This window comes from Micromonospora sp. NPDC005220 (assembly GCF_040607895.1).
Taxonomy (GTDB): Bacteria; Actinomycetota; Actinomycetes; order Mycobacteriales; family Micromonosporaceae; genus Micromonospora.
Genome location: NZ_JBEXHP010000021.1, coordinates 51,802 through 75,447, shown reverse-complemented (window position 1 = coordinate 75,447; position 23,646 = coordinate 51,802). Strand labels below are relative to the sequence as shown.

General features: G+C 68.6%; 18 protein-coding genes and 1 pseudogene. 4 read left to right on the top strand and 15 right to left on the bottom strand.

All coding sequences use genetic code 11. The features are described 5' to 3' along the window. A pseudogene (locus tag ABZU52_RS12235) lies at positions 1–94 on the bottom strand (ABC transporter ATP-binding protein); the annotation flags it as partial. A gap of 223 nt (positions 95–317) precedes the next feature. On the opposite strand from ABZU52_RS12235, the gene ABZU52_RS12230 reads away from it, so the two are divergent. Together ABZU52_RS12230 and ABZU52_RS12225 are read left to right on the top strand one after the other, a co-directional pair. Then, positions 318–1,259, top strand: coding sequence for a hypothetical protein (locus ABZU52_RS12230; RefSeq protein ID WP_354971114.1), 942 nt, complete (start codon positions 318–320; stop codon positions 1,257–1,259). A 172-nt stretch (positions 1,260–1,431) separates the two neighbouring features. Beyond that, positions 1,432–3,147, top strand: a complete 1,716-nt coding sequence (locus tag ABZU52_RS12225; protein WP_354971113.1) for a cellulose binding domain-containing protein — start codon at positions 1,432–1,434, stop codon at positions 3,145–3,147. Positions 3,148–3,232: 85 nt separating this feature from the next. Here the strand turns inward: ABZU52_RS12225 and ABZU52_RS12220 are convergent, their stop codons facing one another. From ABZU52_RS12220 to ABZU52_RS12190, 7 genes are all read right to left on the bottom strand, one after another. Further along, a complete protein-coding gene (locus ABZU52_RS12220; protein WP_354971112.1) occupies positions 3,233–4,219 on the bottom strand; it encodes a LacI family DNA-binding transcriptional regulator in 987 nt (328 codons plus the stop codon). A 112-nt stretch (positions 4,220–4,331) separates the two neighbouring features. Beyond that, positions 4,332–6,059: an IlvD/Edd family dehydratase gene (locus ABZU52_RS12215; RefSeq protein WP_354971111.1), complete on the bottom strand. Its 1,728-nt coding sequence runs from the start codon at positions 6,057–6,059 to the stop codon at positions 4,332–4,334. 74 nt (positions 6,060–6,133) lie between these two features. Then, positions 6,134–7,018 carry a carbohydrate ABC transporter permease gene (locus tag ABZU52_RS12210; RefSeq protein ID WP_354971110.1) on the bottom strand — a complete coding sequence of 295 codons (885 nt, stop codon included), beginning with the start codon at positions 7,016–7,018 and terminating at the stop codon, positions 6,134–6,136. Next, positions 7,019–8,029: a sugar ABC transporter permease gene (locus ABZU52_RS12205; RefSeq protein ID WP_354971109.1), complete on the bottom strand. Its 1,011-nt coding sequence runs from the start codon at positions 8,027–8,029 to the stop codon at positions 7,019–7,021. Then, positions 8,026–9,366 carry an extracellular solute-binding protein gene (locus tag ABZU52_RS12200; RefSeq protein WP_354971108.1) on the bottom strand — a complete coding sequence of 447 codons (1,341 nt, stop codon included), beginning with the start codon at positions 9,364–9,366 and terminating at the stop codon, positions 8,026–8,028. Before ABZU52_RS12200 ends, ABZU52_RS12205 begins: the two co-directional genes overlap by 4 nt. Before the next feature lie 103 nt (positions 9,367–9,469). Next, on the bottom strand, positions 9,470–11,653 hold the full coding sequence (locus ABZU52_RS12195) for an alpha/beta hydrolase-fold protein (protein WP_354971107.1): 2,184 nt from the start codon (positions 11,651–11,653) through the stop codon (positions 9,470–9,472). Positions 11,654–11,823: 170 nt separating this feature from the next. Then, positions 11,824–12,819, bottom strand: a complete 996-nt coding sequence (locus ABZU52_RS12190) for a LacI family DNA-binding transcriptional regulator (RefSeq protein ID WP_354971117.1) — start codon at positions 12,817–12,819, stop codon at positions 11,824–11,826. Positions 12,820–13,469: 650 nt separating this feature from the next. On the opposite strand from ABZU52_RS12190, the gene ABZU52_RS12185 reads away from it, so the two are divergent. After that, the gene (locus tag ABZU52_RS12185) at positions 13,470–14,993 is read left to right on the top strand and encodes an alpha-N-arabinofuranosidase (RefSeq protein ID WP_354971106.1); all 1,524 of its coding nucleotides are present in this window, start codon (positions 13,470–13,472) and stop codon (positions 14,991–14,993) included. 333 nt (positions 14,994–15,326) lie between these two features. Here ABZU52_RS12185 and ABZU52_RS12180 read toward each other — a convergent pair whose 3' ends face one another. From ABZU52_RS12180 to ABZU52_RS12155, 6 genes are all read right to left on the bottom strand, one after another. Beyond that, entirely contained in the window at positions 15,327–16,844 is a 1,518-nt protein-coding gene (locus ABZU52_RS12180) for an aldehyde dehydrogenase (NADP(+)) (RefSeq protein ID WP_354971105.1), read from the bottom strand. Further along, on the bottom strand, positions 16,841–18,049 hold the full coding sequence (locus tag ABZU52_RS12175) for a fumarylacetoacetate hydrolase family protein (protein ID WP_354971104.1): 1,209 nt from the start codon (positions 18,047–18,049) through the stop codon (positions 16,841–16,843). The genes ABZU52_RS12180 and ABZU52_RS12175 overlap by 4 nt, the downstream gene beginning before the upstream one ends. Further along, positions 18,046–19,227, bottom strand: a complete 1,182-nt coding sequence (locus ABZU52_RS12170) for a mandelate racemase/muconate lactonizing enzyme family protein (RefSeq protein WP_354971103.1) — start codon at positions 19,225–19,227, stop codon at positions 18,046–18,048. The genes ABZU52_RS12175 and ABZU52_RS12170 overlap by 4 nt, the downstream gene beginning before the upstream one ends. 8 nt (positions 19,228–19,235) lie before the next feature. Beyond that, a complete protein-coding gene (locus ABZU52_RS12165) occupies positions 19,236–20,066 on the bottom strand; it encodes a carbohydrate ABC transporter permease (RefSeq protein ID WP_354971102.1) in 831 nt (276 codons plus the stop codon). Then, the gene (locus ABZU52_RS12160; protein WP_354971101.1) at positions 20,063–21,016 is read right to left on the bottom strand and encodes a sugar ABC transporter permease; all 954 of its coding nucleotides are present in this window, start codon (positions 21,014–21,016) and stop codon (positions 20,063–20,065) included. The genes ABZU52_RS12165 and ABZU52_RS12160 overlap by 4 nt, the downstream gene beginning before the upstream one ends. A gap of 73 nt (positions 21,017–21,089) precedes the next feature. Then, positions 21,090–22,337 (bottom strand): sugar ABC transporter substrate-binding protein, encoded by a 1,248-nt coding sequence (locus ABZU52_RS12155; protein ID WP_354971100.1) that lies wholly within the window; start codon positions 22,335–22,337, stop codon positions 21,090–21,092. A 111-nt stretch (positions 22,338–22,448) separates the two neighbouring features. Here ABZU52_RS12155 and ABZU52_RS12150 point away from each other — a divergent pair, with 111 nt between their 5' ends. Continuing rightward, positions 22,449–23,285: an IclR family transcriptional regulator gene (locus ABZU52_RS12150; RefSeq protein ID WP_354971099.1), complete on the top strand. Its 837-nt coding sequence runs from the start codon at positions 22,449–22,451 to the stop codon at positions 23,283–23,285. 19 nt (positions 23,286–23,304) lie between these two features. Here the strand turns inward: ABZU52_RS12150 and ABZU52_RS12145 are convergent, their stop codons facing one another. Further along, positions 23,305–23,619 (bottom strand): chorismate mutase, encoded by a 315-nt coding sequence (locus ABZU52_RS12145; RefSeq protein ID WP_354971098.1) that lies wholly within the window; start codon positions 23,617–23,619, stop codon positions 23,305–23,307. Between the last annotated feature and the right edge of the window lie 27 nt (positions 23,620–23,646).

The following is a 23,646-nucleotide window of genomic DNA, read 5'->3' as shown; positions in this document are numbered from 1 at the left end:
GCAGCAGCAGCGCGTGGGTGAACCCGGGCGGGATCTCCTCGACGTGGTGGGTGACCAGCACCATCGCCGGGGCGTCCGGGTCGTACGCCAGCTCGACCGCCGCCCCGACCACGTTCAGTGGCCGGCGACCGCCTCGTCGTCGGTTCGACTCGCCGGCGGAATTGGGAAGTTCCGGTACAAGACCCTGTCCTGATGGTCCGCAGCCGGCCGAGGGTGGGCTCGGGCCGGCATTTGGCAAGCGCGGTCCCTCTCGGGTGGGAGTGACGTCCCCTCCCAGCGGGGTTCGCCCGCCGCGGGACACCGGAAGGATCGGGTGCATGGCGACATCGACATCGACACCGACCGCAGGTCGCAGCGTCCGCGGCCTGACGTACGCGGTGCTCGGCTGGGCCGTGGCGTATGGGGGCATTCGTCTGGCGTGGACGGTCGGCGGGGCCCCGGAGTTCGGGCGGCTCGGGATCGATCTGCTCGGCTTCACCGGCTGGCGGTCGGTGGGGTTGTGTGCGGCGGCCGGCGTACTGGCGATTGCCCTGGACCGGGTGACGACCTGGCGGCCGGCGCTGGCGGGAGCCGCCTGGACGGTCGCCGGGGCGCTCGTCGCGGCGGCCGCGATCCTGCTGCCGGAATTGGTGGGCTTCCTGCTGTTCACCGTCGGCCCGCACTTCGACCCGGTGGCGTTCGCCAGTCGGCTCGGTTGTGTCGCCGGAGCGGTCCTGCTCGGCCTGGCCACCGCTCGTTACCAGCGGCGCACCCGGGGCGACTGTCCGAACTGCTGTCGTACCGGCCGACCGGGTGCGCGACGCGCAACGCCCGCGCGGTGGGCGCGCTGGGCGGCGTACGCCGCGGTGGCCGGCCTGGTGACCCGCTTCGTGGCCCAGTTCGTGGTGGGGTTCGACCGCGTCGACCAGAGCGGCTCGCTGCTCGGGTTGGAGATCGGCCTGGTGCTGGCCGGAGTGCTGTTGCCGCTGGCGCTGGTGCACCACTGGGGTGAGGTGTGGCCGGGGTGGGTGCCGCTGCTCGCCGGCCGCACGATTCCCCGGCTGCTGCTGCTGGTGCCCGGCTTCGGGCTCGGCGCGGGCATCGTGGCCTATTTCGGCATGGGGATGGTGCAGGTGATATCGGGATCGGTCAGCGAGTTTTCCGACGCGTTCCTGTGGGTGGCGATCTCGGCGTACCTCGTGATGGGGCTGGGCCTGGTCGTCGCGTCGACCGACCATCACCTGCGCACCCGCAGGCGGTGCGGTGCCTGCGGCCGGTGACGGCAGCACTGGCTGCGGGTTGGTTACATTGACAGGAATCGTTGGATGATTTAACTTTCTGGGACCGAGCACTTGGGAGCGCTCCCAATTCGCCGTCCAACCACAGCCGCATCTCGCCGCAGATGAGCCCTCCCGAGGCGTGGACATCACCACCACTTTCAGGAGGAGTTCCATGAGAAGAAGAAGGGCGACGAACGCTGCCCTGGTGTCGGCCGGCGCCGTGCTGCTGGCCTCGACAGCCGTCGCTATGGCGGTGCCAGCGGGGGCCGCGGCCGCCGGCTGTTCGGTGAACTACAGCGTGTCGTCCCAGTGGCAGGGCGGCTTCGGCGCCAACGTCACCATCACCAACCTCGGTGACGCGGTGACGAGTTGGACGCTGACCTGGAACTACAACGCCGGACAGACCGTCACGCAGGCGTGGAACACGACGCTGACCCAGAGCGGCGCCGCGGTCACCGCCAAGAACGTCAGCTACAACGGGGCCGTCCCGACGAACGGGACGGTCTCGTTCGGTTTCAACGGGTCGTGGACCGGCAGCAACCCCGATCCGACCATCTTCGCGTTGAACGGGGTGGGCTGCACCGGTGGCACGGAGCCGACCCCGCCGCCCACCACCCCACCGCCGACGACACCGCCGCCCACCACCCCGCCCCCGAACGGGCCCGCCGACATCACGGTGAACAGCGCGACCAGGTACCAGACCGTCGACGGCTTCGGAGCCGCGCAGTCCATCTGGGGTAGCGCCTGGTCGACAGCGGACACCCAGACGCTGGTCGGGATGGGCGCCAACCAGTTGGGGCTGTCCATCGTGCGCACCGGCCTGTCGCCGGTGTCCAGCGAGTGGGCGACGCACGTGAACTCGTTGAAGACCGCGAAGTCGTACGGGTCCAACGTGAAGATCCTCGCCTCGCCGTGGACCGCGCCGGCGGCGTGGAAGACCAACAACAGTCGGGTCAACGGCGGCAAGCTGAAGACCGACTACTACGACGACTACGCCAACCATCTGAACAGCTACGTGCAGTACATGCGGGGCCAGGGCGTGCCCATCGACGTGACCTCGGTGCAGAACGAGCCCGACTGGCACCCGGACTACGACTCGATGGACTGGAGCGGCACCGAGCTGCGCACCTTCGTCCGCGACCAGGGCAACAAGGTGCAGAACACCAAGCTGATGGTCGCCGAGGCGGTGAACATGAACTACACCTTCACCGACCCGACCCTCAACGACGCGACCGCCCGAACCAACATCGGCTACATCGGCGGGCACCTCTACGGCACGGAGGAGTCGGGCCGGCTGCGGCCGTACTCCCTGGCCGAGCAGTACAACAAGCCGGTGTGGATGACCGAGTGGAACCTGCACGCCGCCGACGGTGGCGGCTCCAGCATCTGGGGCAACCCCGCCAACCTGGCGGTGTGGAACGAGACCCTCGACGACATCATGCGCACCGTGCACAAGTCGATGGAGGCCAACTGGAACGCCTACATCTGGTGGTACGGCAAGCGCTACTACTCCTTCATCGGTGACGGCGAGTCGGCGTACGGCACCGTCGCGGGCGCTCCACTCAAGCGCGGGTACGCGTTCTCGCAGTACGCCAAGTACGTGCGGCCCGGCTACCAGCGGATCGCCCTGACCAAGAGCTCCAAGGCGTCACCGCTGGAGGTGACCGCCTACCAGGGCGACGGGAAGATCACCCTGGTGATCCTCAACCGCTCGAACAGCGCGGTCAACAACGCCGTCATCCAGGCCCCGCAGAACGTCAGCCGGGCCGAGCACTACCTGACCTCGCAGAACGCCAACGCGGCCAGCCAACCGACCAGCGTGAACGGCGGTCAGGCCACCGTCAACGTCGGCGCGCGCAGCATCTCCACTGTCGTGTTCACCCTCTGAACACCCTGCTCGACGTCGCGGGAAACCCTGGCCACGCGCCGGGGCTCCCGCGACGTCGGCGGGCATCTGGTGCAACGGTCGCTGCTCAGACGCGGGTCGGCGGTGCCGTGCTCTGCCGCACCACGAGCTGCGGGACGACCAGCGGTAGTCGCTGCGGCACCGTGTCGTCGATGGCCTGCGTGACGGCCGTGATGGCCCGCCGACCGACCGCGCCGAAATCCTGCTGGATCGTCGTCAACGGCGGAATGAGGTAGGGCGCCTCGGGGACGTCGTCGAATCCGACGACGGAGACGTCCTGTGGCACCCGCCGCCCACGCTCGTGCAGCGCGCGCAGCACCCCGATGGCCATCTGGTCGTTGGCGGCGAACACCGCGGTGGTCCCGCGCGTCGCGCCGATCCGCAGCCCGGCCACGTAGCCGCTGTGCGCCCTCCAGTCGCCCTCGACCGGCTCCGGCGGGCGTAGGCCCGCCGCGCTCATCGCCTGCCGCCACCCTTCGAGCCGGGCGCGGGCCTCCGCCCAGTTGAGCGGGCCGCTGACATGCACGATCTCTCGATGGCCGAGGTCGAGGAGGTGCTCGGTGGCCATCCGGGCGCCGAGCACCTGGTCGACGCCGACGGTCACGCTGGCCCGGGACAGGTCACCCTCCACGACAACGAAGGGGACGCCCGAGCGCGTCATCCGCACCACCTCGAGAGCCTCGTCGTTGCCGGCGATCATCACGACGCCCTCCACGCCGACGCGCATGAGGTGTTCGGTGGCGTCGCTGAGCGCCCGTACCGTCACCTCGGAGAGGCTCACCGAGGTGGCGAAGTAGCCGGCCGCGCGGGCGGCGTCCTCGACGCTGCGATGGATGCTCGTCGGCCCGAACAGTGTCCGGGCCGTGCCGATGATGCCGATCATCCCGGACCGTCCGCGTACCAGCGCACGGGCGGCCGTGTTGGGGCGGTAGTCGAGCCGTCGGATGGCCTCGAGGACGCGCTCCCGCGTCTCGCGCCTGATGCTGGGCGCCCCGTTGATGACCCGGGACACCGTCTGGTGTGACACGCCCGCCAGGCGGGCGACGTCAGCCATGACCGGTGGCCGGTCGGCCGCTGTCACAGCGGCCTTTGCGTGAACTCGCACTGGCGGGCCGTCCGTTCTTCCATGGGATCAGTTCCTCGTGGGCCTCGTCGGTTGCCGGCCGTCAGTGTGAGTGACGGGGCACCGCGCTGCCGCTGCCGCCGACCAGAAAGTCGAGGTCGGCGCCGCTGTCGGCCTGGAGTACATGCTCGCTGTACAGCCGCACCCAACCCCGGTCGGCCACCGGCTTGGGCGGTTGCCAGGAAGAGCGGCGTTGGGCCAGCTCCGCCTCGTCGACCAGGAGGTCCAGGCGGCGCGTCGGCACGTCGACGGCGACCAGGTCACCGGTGCGTACCAGCGCGAGCGGGCCGCCCACGGACGCCTCCGGTGCCACGTGCAGGATGCAGGTGCCGTAGCCGGTGCCGCTCATCCGCGCGTCGGAGATCCGCACCATGTCCGTGATGCCGTCGGCGAGCAACCGTCGTGGCATCGGCACGTTGCCCACCTCCGGGAAGCCGGGGTAGCCCCGTGGTCCGGCGTTGCGCACGACGATCACCGTGTCGGGGGTGACGTCGAGGTCCGGGTCGTCGGCGGCGACCACGTAGTCCTCGATCCGGTCGAAGACGAGCGCCGGGCCGGTGTGCGTGAGCAGGTGCGCGGAGGCGGCGGAGACCTTCAACACCGCCCCGGACGGCGCGAGCGACCCGCGCAGCACCACGGTGCCCGAGCCGGTGGGCTGGAACGGCTCCGCCAGGGTGCCGATGACGTCCCGGTTCCAGCACTGGGCGCTCTCGACGTTCTCCGCCACGCTCCGGCCGCTGACCGTGACATGGTCCATGTGCAGCAGCGGGGCGAGTTCCTTCATCACCACCGGCAGGCCGCCCGCGTAGGCGAAGTCCTCCATCAGGTACGTCCCGGACGGCATCAGGTTGACGAGCATGGGCACGTCGGCGGTGAGGGTGTCGAAGTCCTCCAGCGACAGGGGAACGCCCAGGCGTCCGGCGATCGCGAGCAGGTGGACGACGGCGTTGGTGGAGCCGCCGATCGCGGCGTTGACCCGCACGGCGTTCTCGAACGCCTGCCTGGTGAGCACCGAGGACAACCGTTGGTCCTCTGCCACCATGGCGACGATCCGACGTCCGGCGGCGTGCGCGAGCGCGTACCGCCGGGAGTCGACCGCCGGCACGGCGGCCGCCCCCGGCAGTTGCACGCCCAGCGCCTCGGTGACACAGGCCATCGTGGAGGCCGTACCCATGGTCATGCAGTGACCCCGGCTGCGCGACATCCCGACCTCGGCTTCCGCGCAGTCGGCAGCGGTCATCCGCCCGGCCCGCATCTCCTCGGTGAAACGCCAGACCACCGTTCCCGAGCCGATGTCCTGGCCGCGGAACTTGCCGTTGAGCATCGGGCCGCCGGTCATCATCAGGGTCGGCAGGTCGACGCTCGCCGCTCCCATCAGCAGGCCGGGTGTCGTCTTGTCACAGCCGGAGAGCAGGACCACCCCGTCGAGCGGGTTGGCGCGGACCGACTCCTCCAACTCCATCGCCAGCAGGTTGCGGTAGAGCATGGTGGTGGGTCGCATCAGTGGTTCGCCCAGGCTCATCGCCGGAAACTCCAGCGGCAGCCCACCGCTCTCCCACACCCCCCGCTTCACCGACTCGGCCAGGTCGCGCAGGTGGGCGTTGCAGGGGGTCAGCTCCGACCAGGTGGTGGCAATGCCGATCACCGGGCGACCGTCGAAGACGTCGTCCGCGAACCCCTGATTGCGCATCCAGGACCGATGGATGAACCCGTTGCGGCCTTCCGCACCGAACCACTGCCCGCTGCGCAGCGGTCGATTCGTCGTCGACATCAGCACACCTCTCTGTCATCCGTCCGGCCGCGTCCGGTGCGGCGATCAATGCGTGTGGTGGATAGGTCCGCGGCCTACCGGAGACCTCCGACGGACAGGCCGCCGCGCCAGTGTCGTTGCAGGCTGAAGAACGCGATGATCAGCGGGATCACCGACACCAGGGAGCCCAGGATGATGAGGCTCCACAGCGAGGTGGTTCCCGCGTTGTTCGCCGACGCGATTCCCTGCCAGAGGCCGAGGCCGACGGTGACGGGGAAGAGCCGGTTGTCGGAGAGCATGGCCAGCGGCAGGAAGTAGTTGTTCCAGGACGCCACGGCCGACAGCAGCAGCACGGTGACCACCGCGGGACGCATCAGCGGAAGAGCGATCTGAATGAACGTCCGCACCTCCCCCGCGCCGTCGACCCGCGCCGCGTCCAGAAGCTCGTCGGGCACCGCGTCGCGCGCGTACACGTGCATCAGGTAGACGCCGAACGGGTTGAGCAACGAGGGGAGGATCACCGCCCAGACCGTGTTGGTGAGGCCCAGCCGGGAGAACATGATGAAGGTCGGGATGACCAGCGCGGTGGCGGGCACCATCAGCGCGCCGAGCACCACGGCGAAGCTGAAGCGTCGGGCGGCGAACCGGTACTTGGCGAACCCGTAGCCGGCCATGACCGCCAGGACGGTGGCGCCGATTCCGCCGGCGATGGCGTACAGCGTGGAGTTGAGGATCCACCGGAGGTAGATGCCACCGTCGTAGGTGAAGAGCTGCCGGAGGTTGCCGAGGTAGTCGATCTGGTCGGTGAACCAGAGGGTGTTACCGCCGCCGAACAGACCCGGCGCGTCCTTGGAGCTGTTGACGATGACCCACCAGAACGGTACGAGGAAGTAGATCACCAGGAAGCCGAGGAGGATCTGCACAGGGAGGTAGCGCTGCGGTCGACGGGCGCCGGCGCGAACGCTTGTGTGGTCGGTCATCTACAGGAAGCTCCTCCGCTTGCGGGTGAAGAACAGGAAGGCGTAGACGCAGATGAACACGATCCCGCCGAGGGCGAAGGAGATGGCGGACCCGTAGTTGAAGTTGGCGAGCGAGAACGCCTGCTGGTACGCGTACATGTTGGGGGTGAAGTCCGAGCCGATCGTGCCCGCGGCGAGGTAGCGCAGGATCTGCGGTTCGTTGAAGAACTGCAGGGTGCCGATGAGCGAGAAGACCAGGATCAGGATCAGGGCCGGCGCGATCAGTGGGATCTTGATCCGTGTCGCGATCTGCCACCGCCCGGCGCCGTCCATCCGGGCCGCCTCGTAGAGCGTCGGGTCCACGCCCTGCAACGCCGCGTACAGGATGATCATGTAGTAGCCGGCCCACTGCCAGGTGACCACGTTGAGCAGCCCGTAGAAGATCAGGTCGCTGCTCAGGAAGTCGGGTGCGGTGGCGCCGAACAGCCCGAAGATGTCGGTGAGCGGGCCGAAGCCCCTGCTGTAGAGGAACCCCCACATCACCGCCCCGATGACGGTGGGGATCGCGTACGGAAGAAAGATCATGAGGCGGGAGAAGCGGGCGAACAGGGTGGTCACCGAGTCCAGGATGAGGGCCATCGCGAGCGCGATGATGATCTGCACCGGGATCGAGACGAGCGAGAAGCGGATGACGAACCACGCCCCGGACAGGAAGCTCGGGTCGGTGAACGCCTTCACGTAGTTGTCGAAGAGAACGAAGCTGGTGCCGCCGATCAGCTTCTTCTGAAAGAGACTGAGGTACAGCGCGTACCCCAGCGGCGCGATGAGGAACGCCAGGAACACCACCCCGAACGGCCCGACGAAGAGCCACCCCATCAGGTGTTCGCGGAGGTGCACCTTGCCACGGATCTTGCGCGTTTCAGGCTGAGGACGCGGTGCGCGCTTCTCGGTCAGGAGTGTCATCTTGGTCTCCGGGACGTGGACGCTGAGGGTGGAGGGTGGGCCGCCGTCGCGGCCCACCCGTCCGGTCACTGAACGGTGAAACCTTGTTCCTTGGCGTACTTCGCCACGTCGTCCTGGAGCCGGTCGGCAGCCTGCGAACCGGTGACGGAGCCCTTGATGATCTCGCTGACCTGTTTCGTCATGGCGTCGAGGTAGTACTGACCAAAGGGGGCGTACGCGACGCCCTTGTAGGCGTCGGCGGCGGGAAGGTAGACCTCCTTGTTCGCCTGCTGACCGTTGAAGAACGCCACCTTCAGGTCGGCGAACGCGGGGTCCTTGAGCGCCGTGAGGTTCAGCGGGAAGATGATCTGGTTGGTCCAGCCGTCGGTGAGCGACTCCTTGTCGGCGTAGAGCCCGTAGGCGACCTTGGCGGCCAGCTCCGGCTTCTTCGCCTGCTTGGTCACCGAGAAGGCCGACCCACCCCAGTTCACCTGCACCGGGTTGGCCGGATCCCACTGTGGCAGCGGCGCCACCGCGAACTTGCCGGTGTCCTGCCCCTTCCCGACGCCCGCGCCGGTGAGATAGCCGGGCGCCCACGCCGCCGAGATGTACGTCGCGTAGTTACCGTTGATCACGCCGGATATGTACTCCGGGGTGAACTGGTCCTGCGTACCGACCAGGCCCTTCTTGGCGAGGCCACCCCAGTAGTCCAGGACGTCCTTGGACGCCTGGTCGTTGAGCTTCACACCGATCGACTTCGGCTGCGCCGGGTCGTAGGTGAAGGGCGTGGCACCCTTCTGGATCTGCAGGGCCATGGTGAGCGCCGAGACGTTCGCGCCGAAGTCCCCGAAGAGCGGGCCGCCGGCGTCCTTCACCTTCTGCGCGGCCTGCTCGTACTCGGCCCAGGTCTTCGGCGGCGTGATCTTGTACTTGTCGAAGATGTCCTTCCGGTAGATCATCGCCACCGGGCCGCCGTCGACCGGGACGCCGTAGACCTTGTCGCCGACCGACACGTCCTTCCAGGCGCCCTCGCTGTAGTTGGCCTTGACCGCGTCGAAGCCGTACTGCTTGATGTCGACCAGCGCGCCCTGGATCTGGAAGGTCGGGATCCGGTCCGCCTCGACCATGATCACGTCAGGCGCGCCGGTGCCCGCCGAGATGGCGGTCTGGAACTTGTCGTACTCGTCGCTGCCCTGGCCGACGTTGGTCCAGCAGATCTGCACATCGTCGTGCTGCTTGTTGAAGTTGTCGACGACGAGTTGGGTGTTGGGGTACCAACCCCACATCGTCACGACCGGCACGTTCTGCTTGGTGATGGTGTTCGTACAGTTGCTCGCGTCGCTGCCGCCCTCGTCGGAGGAGCAGGCGACGAGGCCGGTCCCCGCCGCGAGCATGGCTACCGTGGCGAGTATTCGTCTTCTCTTCATTGAGATGGTTCCCTTCGGCGATGGCGGTGCACTGCATCCATGCGCTGGCGGGCGCCACCGGGGGCGGGAAGCCCTGCTCCGGGTGGCGTCGCCGGCGGGGCTCCTAGCGCTTGAACAGACGGGGCGCCAGGTCGATGAGGTTCTTCTGCCACACGTCCCAGCCGTGCGGCCCGGGGGTGACCCCGTCGAACTCGTAGCGGATGCCGAGGTTGTTCAACGTGGTCAGTGAGGCCATGAAGCTCGGGTACACGAAGTCGGTCTGGTCACCGACGTACAGGCGCAGCATCTTCGTGCCGTTGTTGATCGCGGCCACGTCGACGCCGGTGCCGCTGCCGAACCCGGCCGAGAACGCGGCGACGTAGGCGAACTCGCCCGGGTAGGCCCGCAGCACCCCGAACGCCTGCCCGCCGCCCATCGACAGGCCGGCGAGGGCCTGCTGGGACGGGTCGCTGGAGATGTGGAAGCGGGCACGGGCCGTCGGGACGATGTTCTCCCGCAGCTCCCTGTTGAAGTTCGACGAGTTGCCGTTGCCCATCACCACGACCATCGGGGTGAGGGCACCGTCGAGGTACTGATGGTCGAGGATCTGCTTGGCGCGGCCCATCTCGACCCAGTCGGTGTAGCTCTGGCCGCTGCCGTGCTGGAGATAGAGGACGGGGTACGGCTGTGCCCGGCCCGGGTCGTACCCCGGTGGGGTCCACACCAGCGCGGTGCGTTCCTGACCGGCCACCGTGCTGGTGTAGGTCATGCTCTCGACCTTCCCGCCGCGACCGGCGGGGACGTCCGACAGCAGTCGGGCGCCCGGACCCGGGATGAAGAAGGTGCTCCACATCGGTTCGGAGGTGACCGTCGTCGGGTTCGAGGTGTCCTTGACCGCGACCCGGTCCACGATCAGCCGGTAGTAGTAGAACCAGGGCTTCAGCGGGCCCACTGTCACCCGCCACCGGTCACCGTCGCGGGTCATCGGCACCCGCAACCAGCTGCCGCCCGGCGCCCAGTTCGCCCACACCGTGACGTGCTGAGCGTCAGTGAAGTCCGTGGTCGTCTCGAAGGTGACGAATCCGTCCTCGCTGACGAAGGGCGTCGGGGTGGTGCCGGCCGGCGGCGGGGTGAACTCCCCCTTCAGCGGCTGGTGACCGGGGCTCGGCCCGTGGTCGCGTACGTGACCGAACAGTCGCGGCAGGAAGTCGACGAGGTTCTCCTGCCAGGTGGTCCAGGTCGCGCCGCCGTCCGGGTTGACCCCGTCGAACTCGAACCGCACGTCGGCTCGGTCCAACGCCTTCGTCAGTCGGTGGGTGGTGTTGTACGCGGGATCGGTGACGTTACCGGTGTACAGGCGCAGCAGCTTCACGCTGCGGTTGATCGCCCTGGCGTCCTTCCGGTCGATCGCCGGAGCCGACGTGCCCGAGAACCAACCGACGTAACCGAACTGGCCCGGCTTGGTGAGCGCGGCCCGTACCGCGTCCGTTGCGCCGTCCGCCACGCCCGCGATGGCCTGGTGCTCCGGGTCGCGAAGGACCCGGTAGGTGTCGGCGACCGCCTTCCGGAGGTCCTTCAACCCCTTGTCGTCGGAGCCGTCGACATCGTTGATCACCACCACCATCGGCCGGATGGTGCCCGCGGCCGAGAGGTTGTCGAGGATCTGCTTGGAGCGGCCGAGATCGAGCCAGTCGGTGGCGGCCACCCCGTCACCCGACTGGAGGAAGAGCGCCGGGTAACCCTTCGGGCCCTTGGCCGCGTAGCCCGGTGGTGTCCAGACCAGGGCGGAGCGCTGCGCGTTCCTGGTGCGATAGGTCAGGGTCTCGATCTTTCCACCGGTGCCCGACGGCGCGCCGACCAGCCACCGCGCCGAGTCACCCGCGACGAGGAAGGTGCTCAGGAGCGGGTTGGACGCGACACTCGTGCCGTTCGTCGGGTCCTTGATGGTCTTGGTGTCGTCGGCGGTGAGCTGGTAGTTGTACAGCCCGGGCTCCAGCGCGCCGAGCACACCCGACCACACGTCACCCCGGCGGGTCAGCCCAAATTCCGCCCAGCTGGCGGACGGACCGAAGTTTCCCTCGACGACGACCTGCGCGACGGTGCCCAGCTTCTCCTGCACGTACGCCGCCGGAACGGCGAACGAGGCGTAACGGTCCGGGGAGACGTCCAGCCACGGCGTGTCCGCCGCTGCTGGTTGCGGCGCGAGGAGGACCGCCGCGGTGGCGATGACGCCGGCGGTGTACGCCGCCGAAAGCCGCCGGCGTACGCCCAGACGGCGTAAGCGCCCGTGATACTGTTCGGTAACCACACTCCACTCCTTTCATGTGCCGGCAGCGGATGCGACCCGATGACCGGCGCAACTCAACGGTGGATCTGGCCGTGTGTGCTGCGTGCACCTCCTTCAGGCTGCGGCCACGGGCACACCTGACCTGATCGCTCCGTCGGGAGCGATCAGGCTCGTGCACCGGTTGGCGGATGTCATGGTCGTGTCGCGTTCGTCGGTGGTGCGGTCGAGCCGCGCACGACGAGGCTGGTCGGGAGCACGATCTGGCTCGGCTCGTCCCACTCGCCGGTCACCAGTGACTTCAGCATCCGCGCGGCTTCGTACCCGAGCTGATACATCGACTGGTCCACTGTGGTCAGACCCGGCTCGGTCGACGCCGACTCGGGGATGTTGTCGAACCCGACGACGGACAGCTCCCCCGGCACGGAGAACCCCAGCTCCCTGGCGACCTCCAGCACCTTGAGGGCCATTCCGTCGCTGGCCGCGAAGATCGCCGATGGCGGGTCCGGTCGTTGCAGCAGGACACGGGCCAGGGGCGTTGCCGACTCGGGGTTGAAATCCCCTCGGCCGATCAGCGTCGGGTCGACCGGGACGCCGGCGTTGGCCAGCGCGGCCCGGTAACCTTCCTCCCGCGACCAGGCCGAGGCCAGGCTGTCGCGGCCGGCGATGAACCCGATCCGCCGATGGCCCAGGCCGAGCAGGTGCTCGACCGCGGTGGTGGCGCCCGCGAGGTTGTCCGCCATCACCGACGGCGCCGTCGAGCCCCGCACCGGGTCGATGGCCACGACAGGCGTCCGGCTTCGGATGTCACCCCACGGCGTGACGACGATGCACCCGTCGGTGAGGGTGCCCGAGAGCCGGGTCAGGTGCCGCTGCTCCCAGCCCTCCGAATACGACCCGTAGAGGTCGCTGTTGGCGTAGATGATCAGATCGAAGCCCGAGCGGCTCAGCGCTTTCATGACGCCCTTGAGCACCTCGGCGGTGTACGACTGGAAGCTGTGCGCCACCAGACCCAGCACATTGGTGCGGCTGCGCCGAAGGCTGGTGGCCACCAGACTCGACTCGTAGCCGAGCTGCTCGATGGCGGAGCGCACCTGAGCGACGGTGCGGGCACTGACGCCGTAATGGCCGTTGACGACACGCGAGACGGTGGCGGTGGAAACGCCGGCAGCTCGGGCGACATCACTCATTGTTACCGGCGCATTGGCTTCAATCATGCCGCTCTCTCTGGACTGCAATCGTTATCGGTTACGTTTCCAGGATGTTGCCAACGTAACCGAGAACGATTACGAACACAAGACCTGTTCACCCTTACCCGACGGCCGAGAAGAAGGTCCTAACCGGATGTTGGCAAGGGCGCGATCAACCGCCAGTTGCCACGGCGGAGAACGCCAACAGCGGCCTCTACCGACGGTCGAAGTGGAGCCCCGTTTCCTGCGTTGGCTTTACCCTTTGACAACAAAGCGGCACGCTCCGTCAAGAACCATTCCCCAACCCGGGTGAACGATCACAGCTGCCGAACCTCAGTGGTCCCGGTAAAGACCTTCGACGTCGGTCGGTCCGGGTCTCGTGCAGGAAGTCGCTACCAACGGGCCGGCCGGCGACCCCGGGCGTCAACCCCGAGCGGTCCCCCAGAGCCAGCGCCGTGTTCCCATCCGTAAACGTAATCGGTAACGTTTACATAGATCGACAACGTAATCGAAGGCGATCACGTTGTCCAGAGCTCACACCGCCTCCACCACCCCTCGGTCCCGGCGCTCTGGTAGAGATCTCCGCGTCGGACCCCGCACGAAGGGAGCCAGCCCTGAACACCCACCCCGACAGCGCGCCGGAGAACGTCGTGAACACGGCCCGCTTGACCCTGGACCCCCGCCGACGCGTCGCGCCGGTGCCGCGTCGGCTCTTCGGCTCGTTCGTGGAGCACCTGGGTCGCTGCGTCTACACCGGAATCTACGAGCCGGGGCACCCGACGGCCGACGCCGACGGCTTCCGGGGCGACGTCCTGGAGCTGGTGCGCGAGCTGGGCGTCACCACGGTGCGCTACCCGGGCGGCAACTTCGTCTCCTCCTACCGCTGGGAGGACGGCGTCGGCCCGGTCGAGAAACGACCGGCGAGGCTCGACCTCGCCTGGCACAGCCTGGAGACCAACGAGTTCGGGCTCGACGAGTTCATGCGCTGGGTCGGCAAGGCCGGCGTGGATCCGATCATGGCGGTCAACCTCGGCACCCGTGGCACCGCCGAGGCCGTCGACCTGCTGGAGTACGCCAATCACCGCGGTGGGAGCCACCTCGCCGACCAGCGCCGCGACAACGGCGCTGTCGACCCGTACGGGATCAAGCTGTGGTGCCTGGGCAACGAGATGGACGGCCCGTGGCAGGTGGGCCAGCGCAGCGCGACCGAGTACGGGCGTCTCGCGGCGCAGACCGCGAAGGCCATGCGCCGCTTCGATCCCGATCTCGAACTCGTCGCCTGCGGCTCCTCGCACCTCGGCATGCCGACCTTCGGCAGCTGGGAGCGCGACGTGTTGACCGAGGCGTACGACGACGTCGACCTGATCTCGCTGCACGCCTACTACCAGCCGGTCGACGACGACCTGGCCAGCTTCCTCGCCTCGGCCGAGGACATGGACCGCTACATCGATGCCGTCACCGCCATCGCCGACTCGGTCGGTGCGATCCGTCGGTCGACCAAGAAGATCATGATCGCGTTCGACGAGTGGAACGTCTGGTACCAGTCCGCCGCCCCGTCCACGCCGCCGAGCGGCGAGGACTGGCCGGTCGCACCGCCGCTGCTGGAGGATCACTACAGCGTGGCCGACGCGGTCGTCGTCGGCGGCCTGCTCATCAGCCTGCTCCGGCACAGCGACCGGGTGAGCGCGGCCTGTCAGGCCCAACTGGTCAACGTCATCGCACCGATCATGACCGAGACGGGCGGCCCGGCCTGGCGCCAGACCATCTTCCACCCCTTCGCCCGCACCGCCCGGCACGCCCAGGGCACCGTGCTGGACGTGCTGCGCGACGGCAGCACGACCAGCACCGACCGCTACGGTGAGGTGGACGCGGTCGATGCGGTCTCCACCTGGGACGACAGCACCGGGGAGATGACCGTCTTCCTCGTCAACCGGGTCCTCGACACCCCGGCCGAGGTGACCATCGACGTGGCCGGCGCCCAGGTGACCGACATCATCGAGTGCGTCACCGTCGGCGGCACGGACCTGCACGCCAAGAACACGGCCGACGGCCCGGACCACGCCGCGCCGCGCCCCAACGGCACGGCACACGGCGCCGACGCCAGCGTCCAGCTGACTCTTCCGCCCGCGTCCTGGACCATGCTGCGACTGCGCGCCACCGACGCGACCCCGTGATCGGCTGACGAACCACCCCGGCCGCGCACACCCTGGCTTCACCAGGGGCGCGCGGCCGGGGCTTCCCCACCACAGGGAGTACGGGGTCGAGCCTGGGACTACCGGGCGTCTACCGGATCGCTGTGCGAATCGTTGAAGAGCTTTTGCATCGACGGTCCTGACGGATAGCCCGCAAACGGGGTCAGAAAATTGCGCGGAAAACAATTTCGGCACGCGTCAGCAGCGCCAGAGCTACTGGCGCGCGAATTCGCTGTCGGGTCAATGTCGTCAAGGAATTCGCGCGCCAGCCGCAAGCGGCCCGTAAACGCACCCGGGAGAGGCCGACAGACGCGGTCATTCGGCCGCTGGCGTCAACCTCCCATCGATTCGCCGGGGAATGGCGGTGTAGTCGTCGCGCAACTCCTCGGGGAGGACCCAGACCGGGGCGTCCTGCCACGCCAGCGGGCGGAGGAACCGTCGGATCGACGTGGCGCCCACCGACGTGTGCACGGCGTTGGTCGACGGCCAGGGTCCACCGTGGTGCTGGGCCCACGACACCCGGACACCGGTGGGGTAGCCGTCGAAGACGATGCGACCCGCGCGAGCGGCGAGCACGTCGACCAGTCGGCGTACCACGTCGGCGTCGTCGCCCGGCCCGCGATGGAGCGAGCCGGTCAGCGACGGCGGGACAGCTGCCAGCGCGGCGTCGAGGTCGGCGGCGTCGTCGTACCGGACCACGACCAGGAGCGGGCCGAAACACTCGTCGGCGATCTCGGCGGTCAGGCCGGAAAGGCCGACCTCCAGGAGCGTCGGGGCCACCGCGAAGCCCGCACCGGGGTCGACCTGCGGCCGCGCCGCGACCCGAGCGCCGGCCCGCTCGAACTCCGTGGCCCGGTTCTGGTACGCGTCCCGGATCCGCTCGTTGAGCAGGACCGTGCCGCCCGACGAGTCGACTCGCGCCCGCAGCGCGTCGACCAGCCGGTCGCCGCCCGGGTCCGACGGGATGAACGCCAGGCCGGGCTTGGTGCAGAGTTGGCCGCCCGAGTTGGTGAAGGAGCCGAACAGCCCCTCGGCGATCTGGTCCCCCCGGTCGGCGGCAGCGTCGGGCAGGACGACGATCGGGTTCACGCTGCTCAGTTCGGCGTACAGGGGGATGGGGTCGGGCCGTTCGTCGATGGCCGCCTGGATGGCGCGGGCGGCGTTGACCGAGCCGGTCAGGGCGGCCGCGCGGATCGCCGGATGGCGCACCAGCGAACGACCGGCCTGCTCCCCGTACACGATCGAGATGACACCCGCCGGCCCGCCGAGGTCACGGACGGCCGACTCGATCGCGGCCGCGGAGGCGTGCGAGGTCAGCGGGTGCGACGGGTGGGCCTTCAGGATCGTCGGGCACCCGGCGGCGAGCGCGGCGGCCGTGTCACCGCCAGCGACGGAGAAGGCGAACGGGAAGTTGCTGGCCCCGAACACGGCGACCGGCCCGAGGGGTACGAGCATCCGCCGCAGATCCGGGCCGCGTCCGAGCGGTGTGTCGGCGGCGTGGTCGATGGCCGCTTCGACGTACGCTCCGTCGCGCAGCACCTCGCCGAACATCCGGAACTGGACCGCCGCCCGGGTGAGTTCCCCGTCGAGTCGCGCGTGGCTCAGCCCGGTCTCCGCCTCGGCGGCAGCTACCAGATCCACCCGGCGGGACTCCAGCGACGCGGCGATCGCGTCCAGCAGCTCCGCGCGGCCGAGCCTGCCGCGGGCGGCCAGCCACTGCGCCGCCGCCGACGTCTGCCCGGCGATCACCTCCAGCCGAGACTCGTCGGTCTCGGTGAGATCCGTCGCGCGACGCTGGCCGTCGCGCGGATCGACAGTGTTGACCACGTTCACAGCAGTCCTCTCCTCACCAGATTGCCCATCAGATCGCGGACGCCGAAGTGCCAGGGCTCGCACTCCTCCGCGTGCCGCACCCGGTTGACCAGGGTGCCGAGCGCCGGGCAGCTGATCCGTACCACGTCGTCGACCTTGTGGGTGAAGCCCTCACCGGGGCGGTCCCGGTCCTGAATGGGCGCGAACATGGTGCCGAGCATCAGGGCCGCGCCGTCCGGGTAGTGGTGGTGTGGCCCGATCAGCTGCCGGACCAGCTCCTCCGGATCACGCGACATCCGGGTCATCTCCGAGACCGCCTCCAGGTGGAAGCCGTCCACACCGCGAACGTCCAGGCGCACCTCGAGTTCGCGGACCCGATCCAGGTCGAACCGGTCGTCGAAGAGCCGGATCAGGGGGCCGAGGGCGCAGGAGGCGTTGTTGTCCTTCGCCAGGGGAAGCAGGAGCGCCGAGCGGCCCTCGATGTCCCGCAGGTTCACGTCGTTGCCGAGGGTGGCGCCAACGATCCGCCCGCTGGACTGGACGATGAGCGTGACCTCGGGCTCCGGGTTGTTCCAGGTCGACGCGGCGAGCACGCCGACCGGAACGGCGGTGCCGACGGCGGAGAGGATCTGTCCCTTGGTGAAGATTTCGGCGTCCGGGCCGATCCCCACCTCCAGGTACTGACTCCACATGCCCTCGGCGACCAGCAGGCTCTTGAGCCGATCCGCCTCCGGCGAGCCCGCCTCCAGGCTGTGCAGGTCGACGCCGACGTCGGCGAGCATCCGGTGCCGGATGTCCGCCGCCAGCGCCAGGTCGCCCCGCGCCCGTTCCTCGATCACCCGTTCGATCATGGAGATCGGGAAGGTCACACCGGCGGCCTTGAGCGCCTGGAGGTCGACCGGGGCGAGCAACCAGGGGCGGCTACGGTCCCGGGTCGCGGCCCCCGTGTTGGCCAGCATCTCCCCGAAGTCGCCCAGCCGCGGCCCGTCGAGCCCGGCCACCGTAGCGGCGGGGTCGGGCAGCTCGCAGATGTCGCGGACGGTCGGGAACCGGTGGCTGATGTCGATGACCTCGCCGCCGCGGACGGTCACCGGCGAGGGTCCGTCGCCGGACGGATCCCAGATCCGGCCGATGAGGACGCTGTCGGCGTCGTCCGGCAACGCCTCGGCGGCGGTACCGACCCAGTCCGCGTCCGCGGCCAGCCCCCGAGGCCGTGGCACCGTCATGAGTCGCTCTCCAGGTTGAAGAAGGACCGCTCGTCGCGGGGACGGATGTCGTAGACGGCGTCCTGGAACATCCGCAGCGGGTGTGGTGTGAACGGGTGTCGCTCGATCGCGGTGAGATCCACCTCGATGCCCAGGCCGACGCCGGTGGGGATGAGGATGTCGCCGTCGCTGGTCAGCACCAGCCGTTCGTTGGTGATCTCGGGACGCCAGGGCACGTCGGTCGCCATGATCTCCAGGTACCGGAAGTTGGGCAGCGTCGCCCCGAGTTGCAGCGTCGCGGCGGTGCTGAGTGGACCGCTCGGGTTGTGCGGCGCGAAACCCACGTAGCTGGTGGCGGCGAGCGTGGAGATGAAGGCCAGCTCGGCGATCCCGCCGGCGTGCGTCACGTCCGGCTGGACGAAGTCGACGGCCTGGCGGGCCAGCGCCGGCGCGAAGCCCTGCCGGCCGTACCACCGCTCCCCCGCCGCGATCGGCACCGGGGACGCGCGACGGATGTCGACGAGCGTGTCGAGATTGTCCGGTGGGCAGGGCTCCTCGAACCACACCGGGTCGAACTGGGCGATCTCCTTGGCGACCTTGATGGCGTGCCGGACGTCGAAGCGGCCGTGCCCCTCAATGAACAGCTCGACATCGCGGCCCACCGCGCCTCGCACGGCGTCGATCTGGGCGAGCACCCGGTCCAACTGCCCGGTGCTGATGGTGAGGTCGTAGTTCTCGAACGGGTCCCACTTGAGGCCCCGGAAGCCGGACTCCACCGTCCGGCGCGCGGCGGCCGCGTAGTCCTCCGGGGTGACGGCGCCGGAGAACCACCCATTCGCGTACGCGCGGACGCGGTCCCGGGTCGCACCGCCGAGAAGTCGGGAGACCGGTACGCCGAGCTCGCGCGCCGAGATGTCCCACAGGGCCATCTCCAGCGAACTCAACGCGGTCATGATCACCGGCCCGCCGCGCCAGTACCAGTCCCGCGCGGTCTCGTAGAGGATCTTCGAGATGCTGGTCGGGTCCTGGCCCACCACGGCCTCGGCCAGCTCGGCGATGGCACCCTGGACGGCGCGTTCCTTGCCCTCCAGGGTGGCCTCACCGAGCCCGATGATGCCCTCGTCGGTGTGGACGCGCACGATGACGAGGTTCGTGCGGTAGAAGTCGACGACCAGTGTGTCGACAGAGACGATCTTCATCTTTCGGCTCAACCCTTCACCGCACCGGCGGTCATGCCGGAGACCACGTACTTCTGGACCAACAGGTAGAAGGCGACGGCAGGCAGCGTGAACAGGAAGGCGACGGCCATCACCGTCTGGATCGGTGTACCCAGTTCACCGATGAAGTTCGCGATGCCGACGGAGGCGGGTTGCAGGTCCGGGTTGAAGATGAACGTCACCGCGAACACGTACTCGTTCCAGGCGTGGAAGAAGGCGATGACCGCGGTGGCCGCGATCGACGGCGCGATGAGCGGCACGTTGATCCGGGTCAGGGTGGTGAAGGGTCGGGCGCCGTCGGCACGCGCGGCTTCCTCCAGCTCCTTCGGGATGCCGTCGATGGCGCCCTTGAGGATCAGCGCGACGATCGGCAGGACGAAGGCGGAGTTCACCAGGACGAGGCCGGCCAGCGAGTCGAGCAGTTCGAAGCGGCGGAACAGCGCGAACAGCGGGACGACCATGAGCGCCTCGGGAAGCATCTGCGTGAACAGCAGCACGACGGTCAGCACGGCCTTGCCCCAGAACGAGAACCGGGACAGCGCGTAGCCGAGCGGGATGCCCAGGCCGACCGAGAGAACCATCGTGCCCACGGCGATGATCAGGCTGTTCAGCAGCCACCCGGCCGCCTTGCCCTCGGCCAGCGCGTCGACGAAGACCCCGAACTGGCCGAGGTCCGGTGTGAGCCGGGGGTTGTCGGCGAAGAGGTCGCTGTTGCTGGTCAGCGCCGTGACGAACATCCAGTACAGCGGGAACACCGCGATACCCAGTACGACGAGCACGGCGACGATCCGTGCGGTGACCCCGAAACGGAAGCGCCTCATCGGACGTCCCCCTTCTCCACGGCACGGGCGACCAGGCGGCTGCCGATGATGACGATGAGCGAGATGACGACGCCGACCATTCCGATGGCCGCCGCCGATCCGAGTTCCTTCGAGTCGAACGCCTGCGAGTAGAGGTCGATGACCAGCGTCTCGGTGGAGCCGACCGGCCCGCCCTTGGTCATCAGCCAGATCAGCTCGAACCGCCGCAGCGACCAGATCGTCATCAGCAGGGCCAGCAGACCCACCGTCGGCTTGATGACCTGCCAGGTGACGGCACGGAAGGTGGCCCAACGTCCGGCGCCGTCCACTGTCGCGGCCTCGTTGAGGTCCTGCGGAACGGACTGCAGCGCGGAGAGCAGCACCACGGAGGTGAACGGGAACAGCTGCCAGATGGTCGTGGCGAGCACCGCCGGGAGCGCGTAGCGCGGGCTGTCCAGGATGGCGCCGCCGGGCACACCGAGCCCCACGGCGTCCAGGAAGCGGTTCACGATGCCGTACTGCGCGTTGAGCATCCAGGTGGCGATCAGCGCGACCGCGATACCCGGAGCGGCCCAGGGGACGGTCACCAGCGCCCGTGCCACGCCCCGGCCCCGAAACTTCCGGTTGAGCAGGAGCGCGACGACCAGCCCGGCGCCGATCGCGACAACGACGCAGGTGATCACGTAGACGACGGTGATCAGCAGGGTGCGGTGGAACTCGGGGTCGCCGAAGATCCGGTGGTAGTTGTCCAGCCCGACCCATTCGCTGCGGGTCGGGTTGAGCAGCCTCGTCCTGGTGAAGCTGAGGTACACCTCCTGAACGAGGGGTACCGCCTGGAAGACGAGGATGAACAGGGCGGCGGGTGCCAGGAACAGGTACGGCGTCCACTTGCTACCCAGCGGGCTGGGCCGACGCCGGGGCTGGCCTGGCGGTGTTGTCTTCGGTACTCCGGTCTGCTCGACCACAGTCATCGGGTTGATCCTTCGGGGGGAAGGACGCTGCCGGCGCACGGATCGTCGCGCCGGCAGCGTCGCCGTCGAGCGGTCAGCGGACCAGTTCGGTCGCCTGCTGCTGGGCACGGTCCAGCGCCGACTTGAGGTCGGTCTTGCCCTGCAGTGCCGCGACCACGTTCTGCACGACCACCTTGCGGATGTCCGGCGTCTTCGCCTCGAACCCCAGCACGATCTGCGGCAGGCTGGTCTCGGTGAGCCCGTCGAAGACGGGGAGGAACGGGGTCGTCTTGAGCGCCTCGGCGCTGCGCTGCGTGGTGGTGGCGACGCTGCTCGCGCCGAGGATCTCCTGCAGCTTGACCTGGTTCTGCGGCTCCAGCACCCACTTGATGAAGGTGCCGGCCTCGTCCTTGCCCTCGCTCGCCTCGTTGATCACGATGGGGGCGAGGATCGCGCCCTGCTTGCGGACCGGGAACGGGATGGGCGCGACGTTGAAGTTCAGCTTCGCGTTCTGGCCGCGGGTGGCGGTCACGTAGCCGCCGTTGTTGAGCTCCATCCCGACCTTGCCCTCGGCGAACATCCGCCGGAACGTCGCCGCGTCCGCTCCGCGCGGGATCACGTTCGCGTCGTACAGGTCCTTGAACGCCTGCAGACCCTTGAGGTTCTCAGCCGAGTTGATGGTCAGGGTCTTGCCGTCGGACCACGCGCCGCCGAAGCCGTAGACGTAGTTGAAGATGTCCTGCCAGACCCCGGCCTCCTCGGCCTCGGTCTGGCGGAACGCCAGGCCGAAGACGTCGCCCTTGGTCAGCGACTTCGCGGTGGAGGTGAACTGCTCGTAGGTGGTCGGCGGCGTCGGGATCAGGTCCGCGTTGTAGAACATCGCGTAGTTCGACGCCTCGAAGATGACGCCGTGCCGGACGCCGTCGTGGACCATGAACTGGTCCGGCTGCTTCAGCAGGTCGTACTTGCTGGCGTCGATCACCTTGTCCAGCGGCGCGACGAGGCCGGCGTCCGAGGCGGCCTCGAACTCGGGCATGTCGAAGCGGACGAGGTCGGGGCCCTTGCCGCTGCCCATCTGGGTGAGCACGGTCTGGCCGAAGGTCGGGTACGGCACCGCGGCGGCGGAGACCTGGACCTTGGTCTGGCTCTGATTGAACTCATCGAGCCACTTCGTCAACAGGGGCCCGCGGCCCGGGTCGCCGAAGGTCGAGGCGGCGAAGGTCAGTTTGGTGACGCCGTCACCAGAATCGCCGTCCGAGCCGCAACCGGTCAGGAGGGTGGCGGCAAGGCCGAGGGCACATGTCGCCCTGGCGATGCCGAAATAAGCGCGCTTATTACCCATCGTTACTCCACTGTTACGAGATGACGTCAAGCCGATGAAATTGCAACGATCGTAGCGTCATGTGCAACGGTGTCAAGGGGCAGTTGCGCATCGCGTCATCTATATTGCACAATGTGCAATGACAGCGGCGGCTCTGCCCGTCGCGCGAGGGGAGACACAGCCTTGGCGCAATCAATTCGCCGCGCGATCGACCTCATCCGTCGATCCGCGGAGCACCCGCTGTCCCTTACGGAGGCTGCGGACGTGCTCGGCGTCCACAAGTCCACAGCCCTGCGCATCCTGCAAACACTGGAGTCCGCGCGCTTCGTCCGCCGGACCGGCGCGGGCACCTACGTGCTCGGCAGCGGCCTGATCGAACTGTCCGAGCTCGCGCTCGGCTCGATGGACCTCCGCCAGCCCGCGGCCGCACACCTGCGTGCGCTGCAACGCGAGACCGGCCACACCGTACACCTCGCGCAACTGACCGGCGACGAGATCATCTATATCGACAAGGTGGACAGCCCGGCGTTCGACGCCGTCAAGCTGCCGTCACGGGTGGGACGCGCGGTGTCCATCTACGCAAGCGCCGTCGGCAAGACGATCCTGGCCTACCTTCCCCGGCAGGAGCGCGACCGCCTGCTCTCCCACGTCGTCTTCGAGAAATTCACCGACACCACCTTCACCGACCACGACGCCCTGGAAGCCGAACTCGCCCGCATCCACGACTGCGGCTGGGCCGAGGACAACGGCGAGCACGACGCCTACGTCATGTGCGTGGCCGCGCCGATCAGGGATTCGCGGGGGCAGGTCATCGCCGCCGCCTCGATCACGGCGATCGAGGTCATCGCAAGCCTCGACCAACTGAAGGCCAACCTTCCGCTGCTCCTGGAGACCGCCGACAAGATTTCGTACGAGCTCGGCTACGCGCCGCCGTCCGCGGCGAGCCCGGACGGCCGATCCGCGAGCTGACCGCACCCCGCTCGGGCGATCACCGCGTTGTCGGCGCCGACCCGCCGGTGAGGCGGTGGTGCTCGTCGGTCTCCATGTCGATGAAGGCCTGGATCATGCCCCGGTAGATCCGTTCGATCAGATCCGGGTCGGCGCCGGCCTCGGTGGCCAGCGTGCGGACCCGGGCCACCACCTGCGCCACCCGGTCCGGCGCGCGGACCGCCTGACTGTCGCTCTTGAGCGGGGCGACCTGCCGGACCAGCGACTCCCGCTGGGCGAGGAGGCCGACCAGGTCCCTGTCGAGTTCGTCGATCCGAGCCCGGATCTCGGTCAGCGTCGTTGCGGTCTCTGCCACGCCGGAAATCGTCGCACGACGGCGACG

What these genes read in the sequence shown, in the direction of transcription:
- ABZU52_RS12230 (WP_354971114.1), top strand. Translation starts at nt 318, where the DNA reads ATGGCGACATCGACATCGACACCGACCGCAGGTCGCAGCGTCCGCGGC.
- ABZU52_RS12225 (WP_354971113.1), top strand. Translation starts at nt 1,432, where the DNA reads ATGAGAAGAAGAAGGGCGACGAACGCTGCCCTGGTGTCGGCCGGCGCC.
- ABZU52_RS12220 (WP_354971112.1), bottom strand. Translation starts at nt 4,219, where the DNA reads ATGGCTGACGTCGCCCGCCTGGCGGGCGTGTCACACCAGACGGTGTCC.
- ABZU52_RS12215 (WP_354971111.1), bottom strand. Translation starts at nt 6,059, where the DNA reads ATGTCGACGACGAATCGACCGCTGCGCAGCGGGCAGTGGTTCGGTGCG.
- ABZU52_RS12210 (WP_354971110.1), bottom strand. Translation starts at nt 7,018, where the DNA reads ATGACCGACCACACAAGCGTTCGCGCCGGCGCCCGTCGACCGCAGCGC.
- ABZU52_RS12200 (WP_354971108.1), bottom strand. Translation starts at nt 9,366, where the DNA reads ATGAAGAGAAGACGAATACTCGCCACGGTAGCCATGCTCGCGGCGGGG.
- ABZU52_RS12190 (WP_354971117.1), bottom strand. Translation starts at nt 12,819, where the DNA reads ATGAGTGATGTCGCCCGAGCTGCCGGCGTTTCCACCGCCACCGTCTCG.
- ABZU52_RS12175 (WP_354971104.1), bottom strand. Translation starts at nt 18,049, where the DNA reads ATGACGGTGCCACGGCCTCGGGGGCTGGCCGCGGACGCGGACTGGGTC.
- ABZU52_RS12170 (WP_354971103.1), bottom strand. Translation starts at nt 19,227, where the DNA reads ATGAAGATCGTCTCTGTCGACACACTGGTCGTCGACTTCTACCGCACG.
- ABZU52_RS12165 (WP_354971102.1), bottom strand. Translation starts at nt 20,066, where the DNA reads ATGAGGCGCTTCCGTTTCGGGGTCACCGCACGGATCGTCGCCGTGCTC.
- ABZU52_RS12160 (WP_354971101.1), bottom strand. Translation starts at nt 21,016, where the DNA reads ATGACTGTGGTCGAGCAGACCGGAGTACCGAAGACAACACCGCCAGGC.
- ABZU52_RS12155 (WP_354971100.1), bottom strand. Translation starts at nt 22,337, where the DNA reads ATGGGTAATAAGCGCGCTTATTTCGGCATCGCCAGGGCGACATGTGCC.
- ABZU52_RS12150 (WP_354971099.1), top strand. Translation starts at nt 22,449, where the DNA reads ATGTGCAATGACAGCGGCGGCTCTGCCCGTCGCGCGAGGGGAGACACA.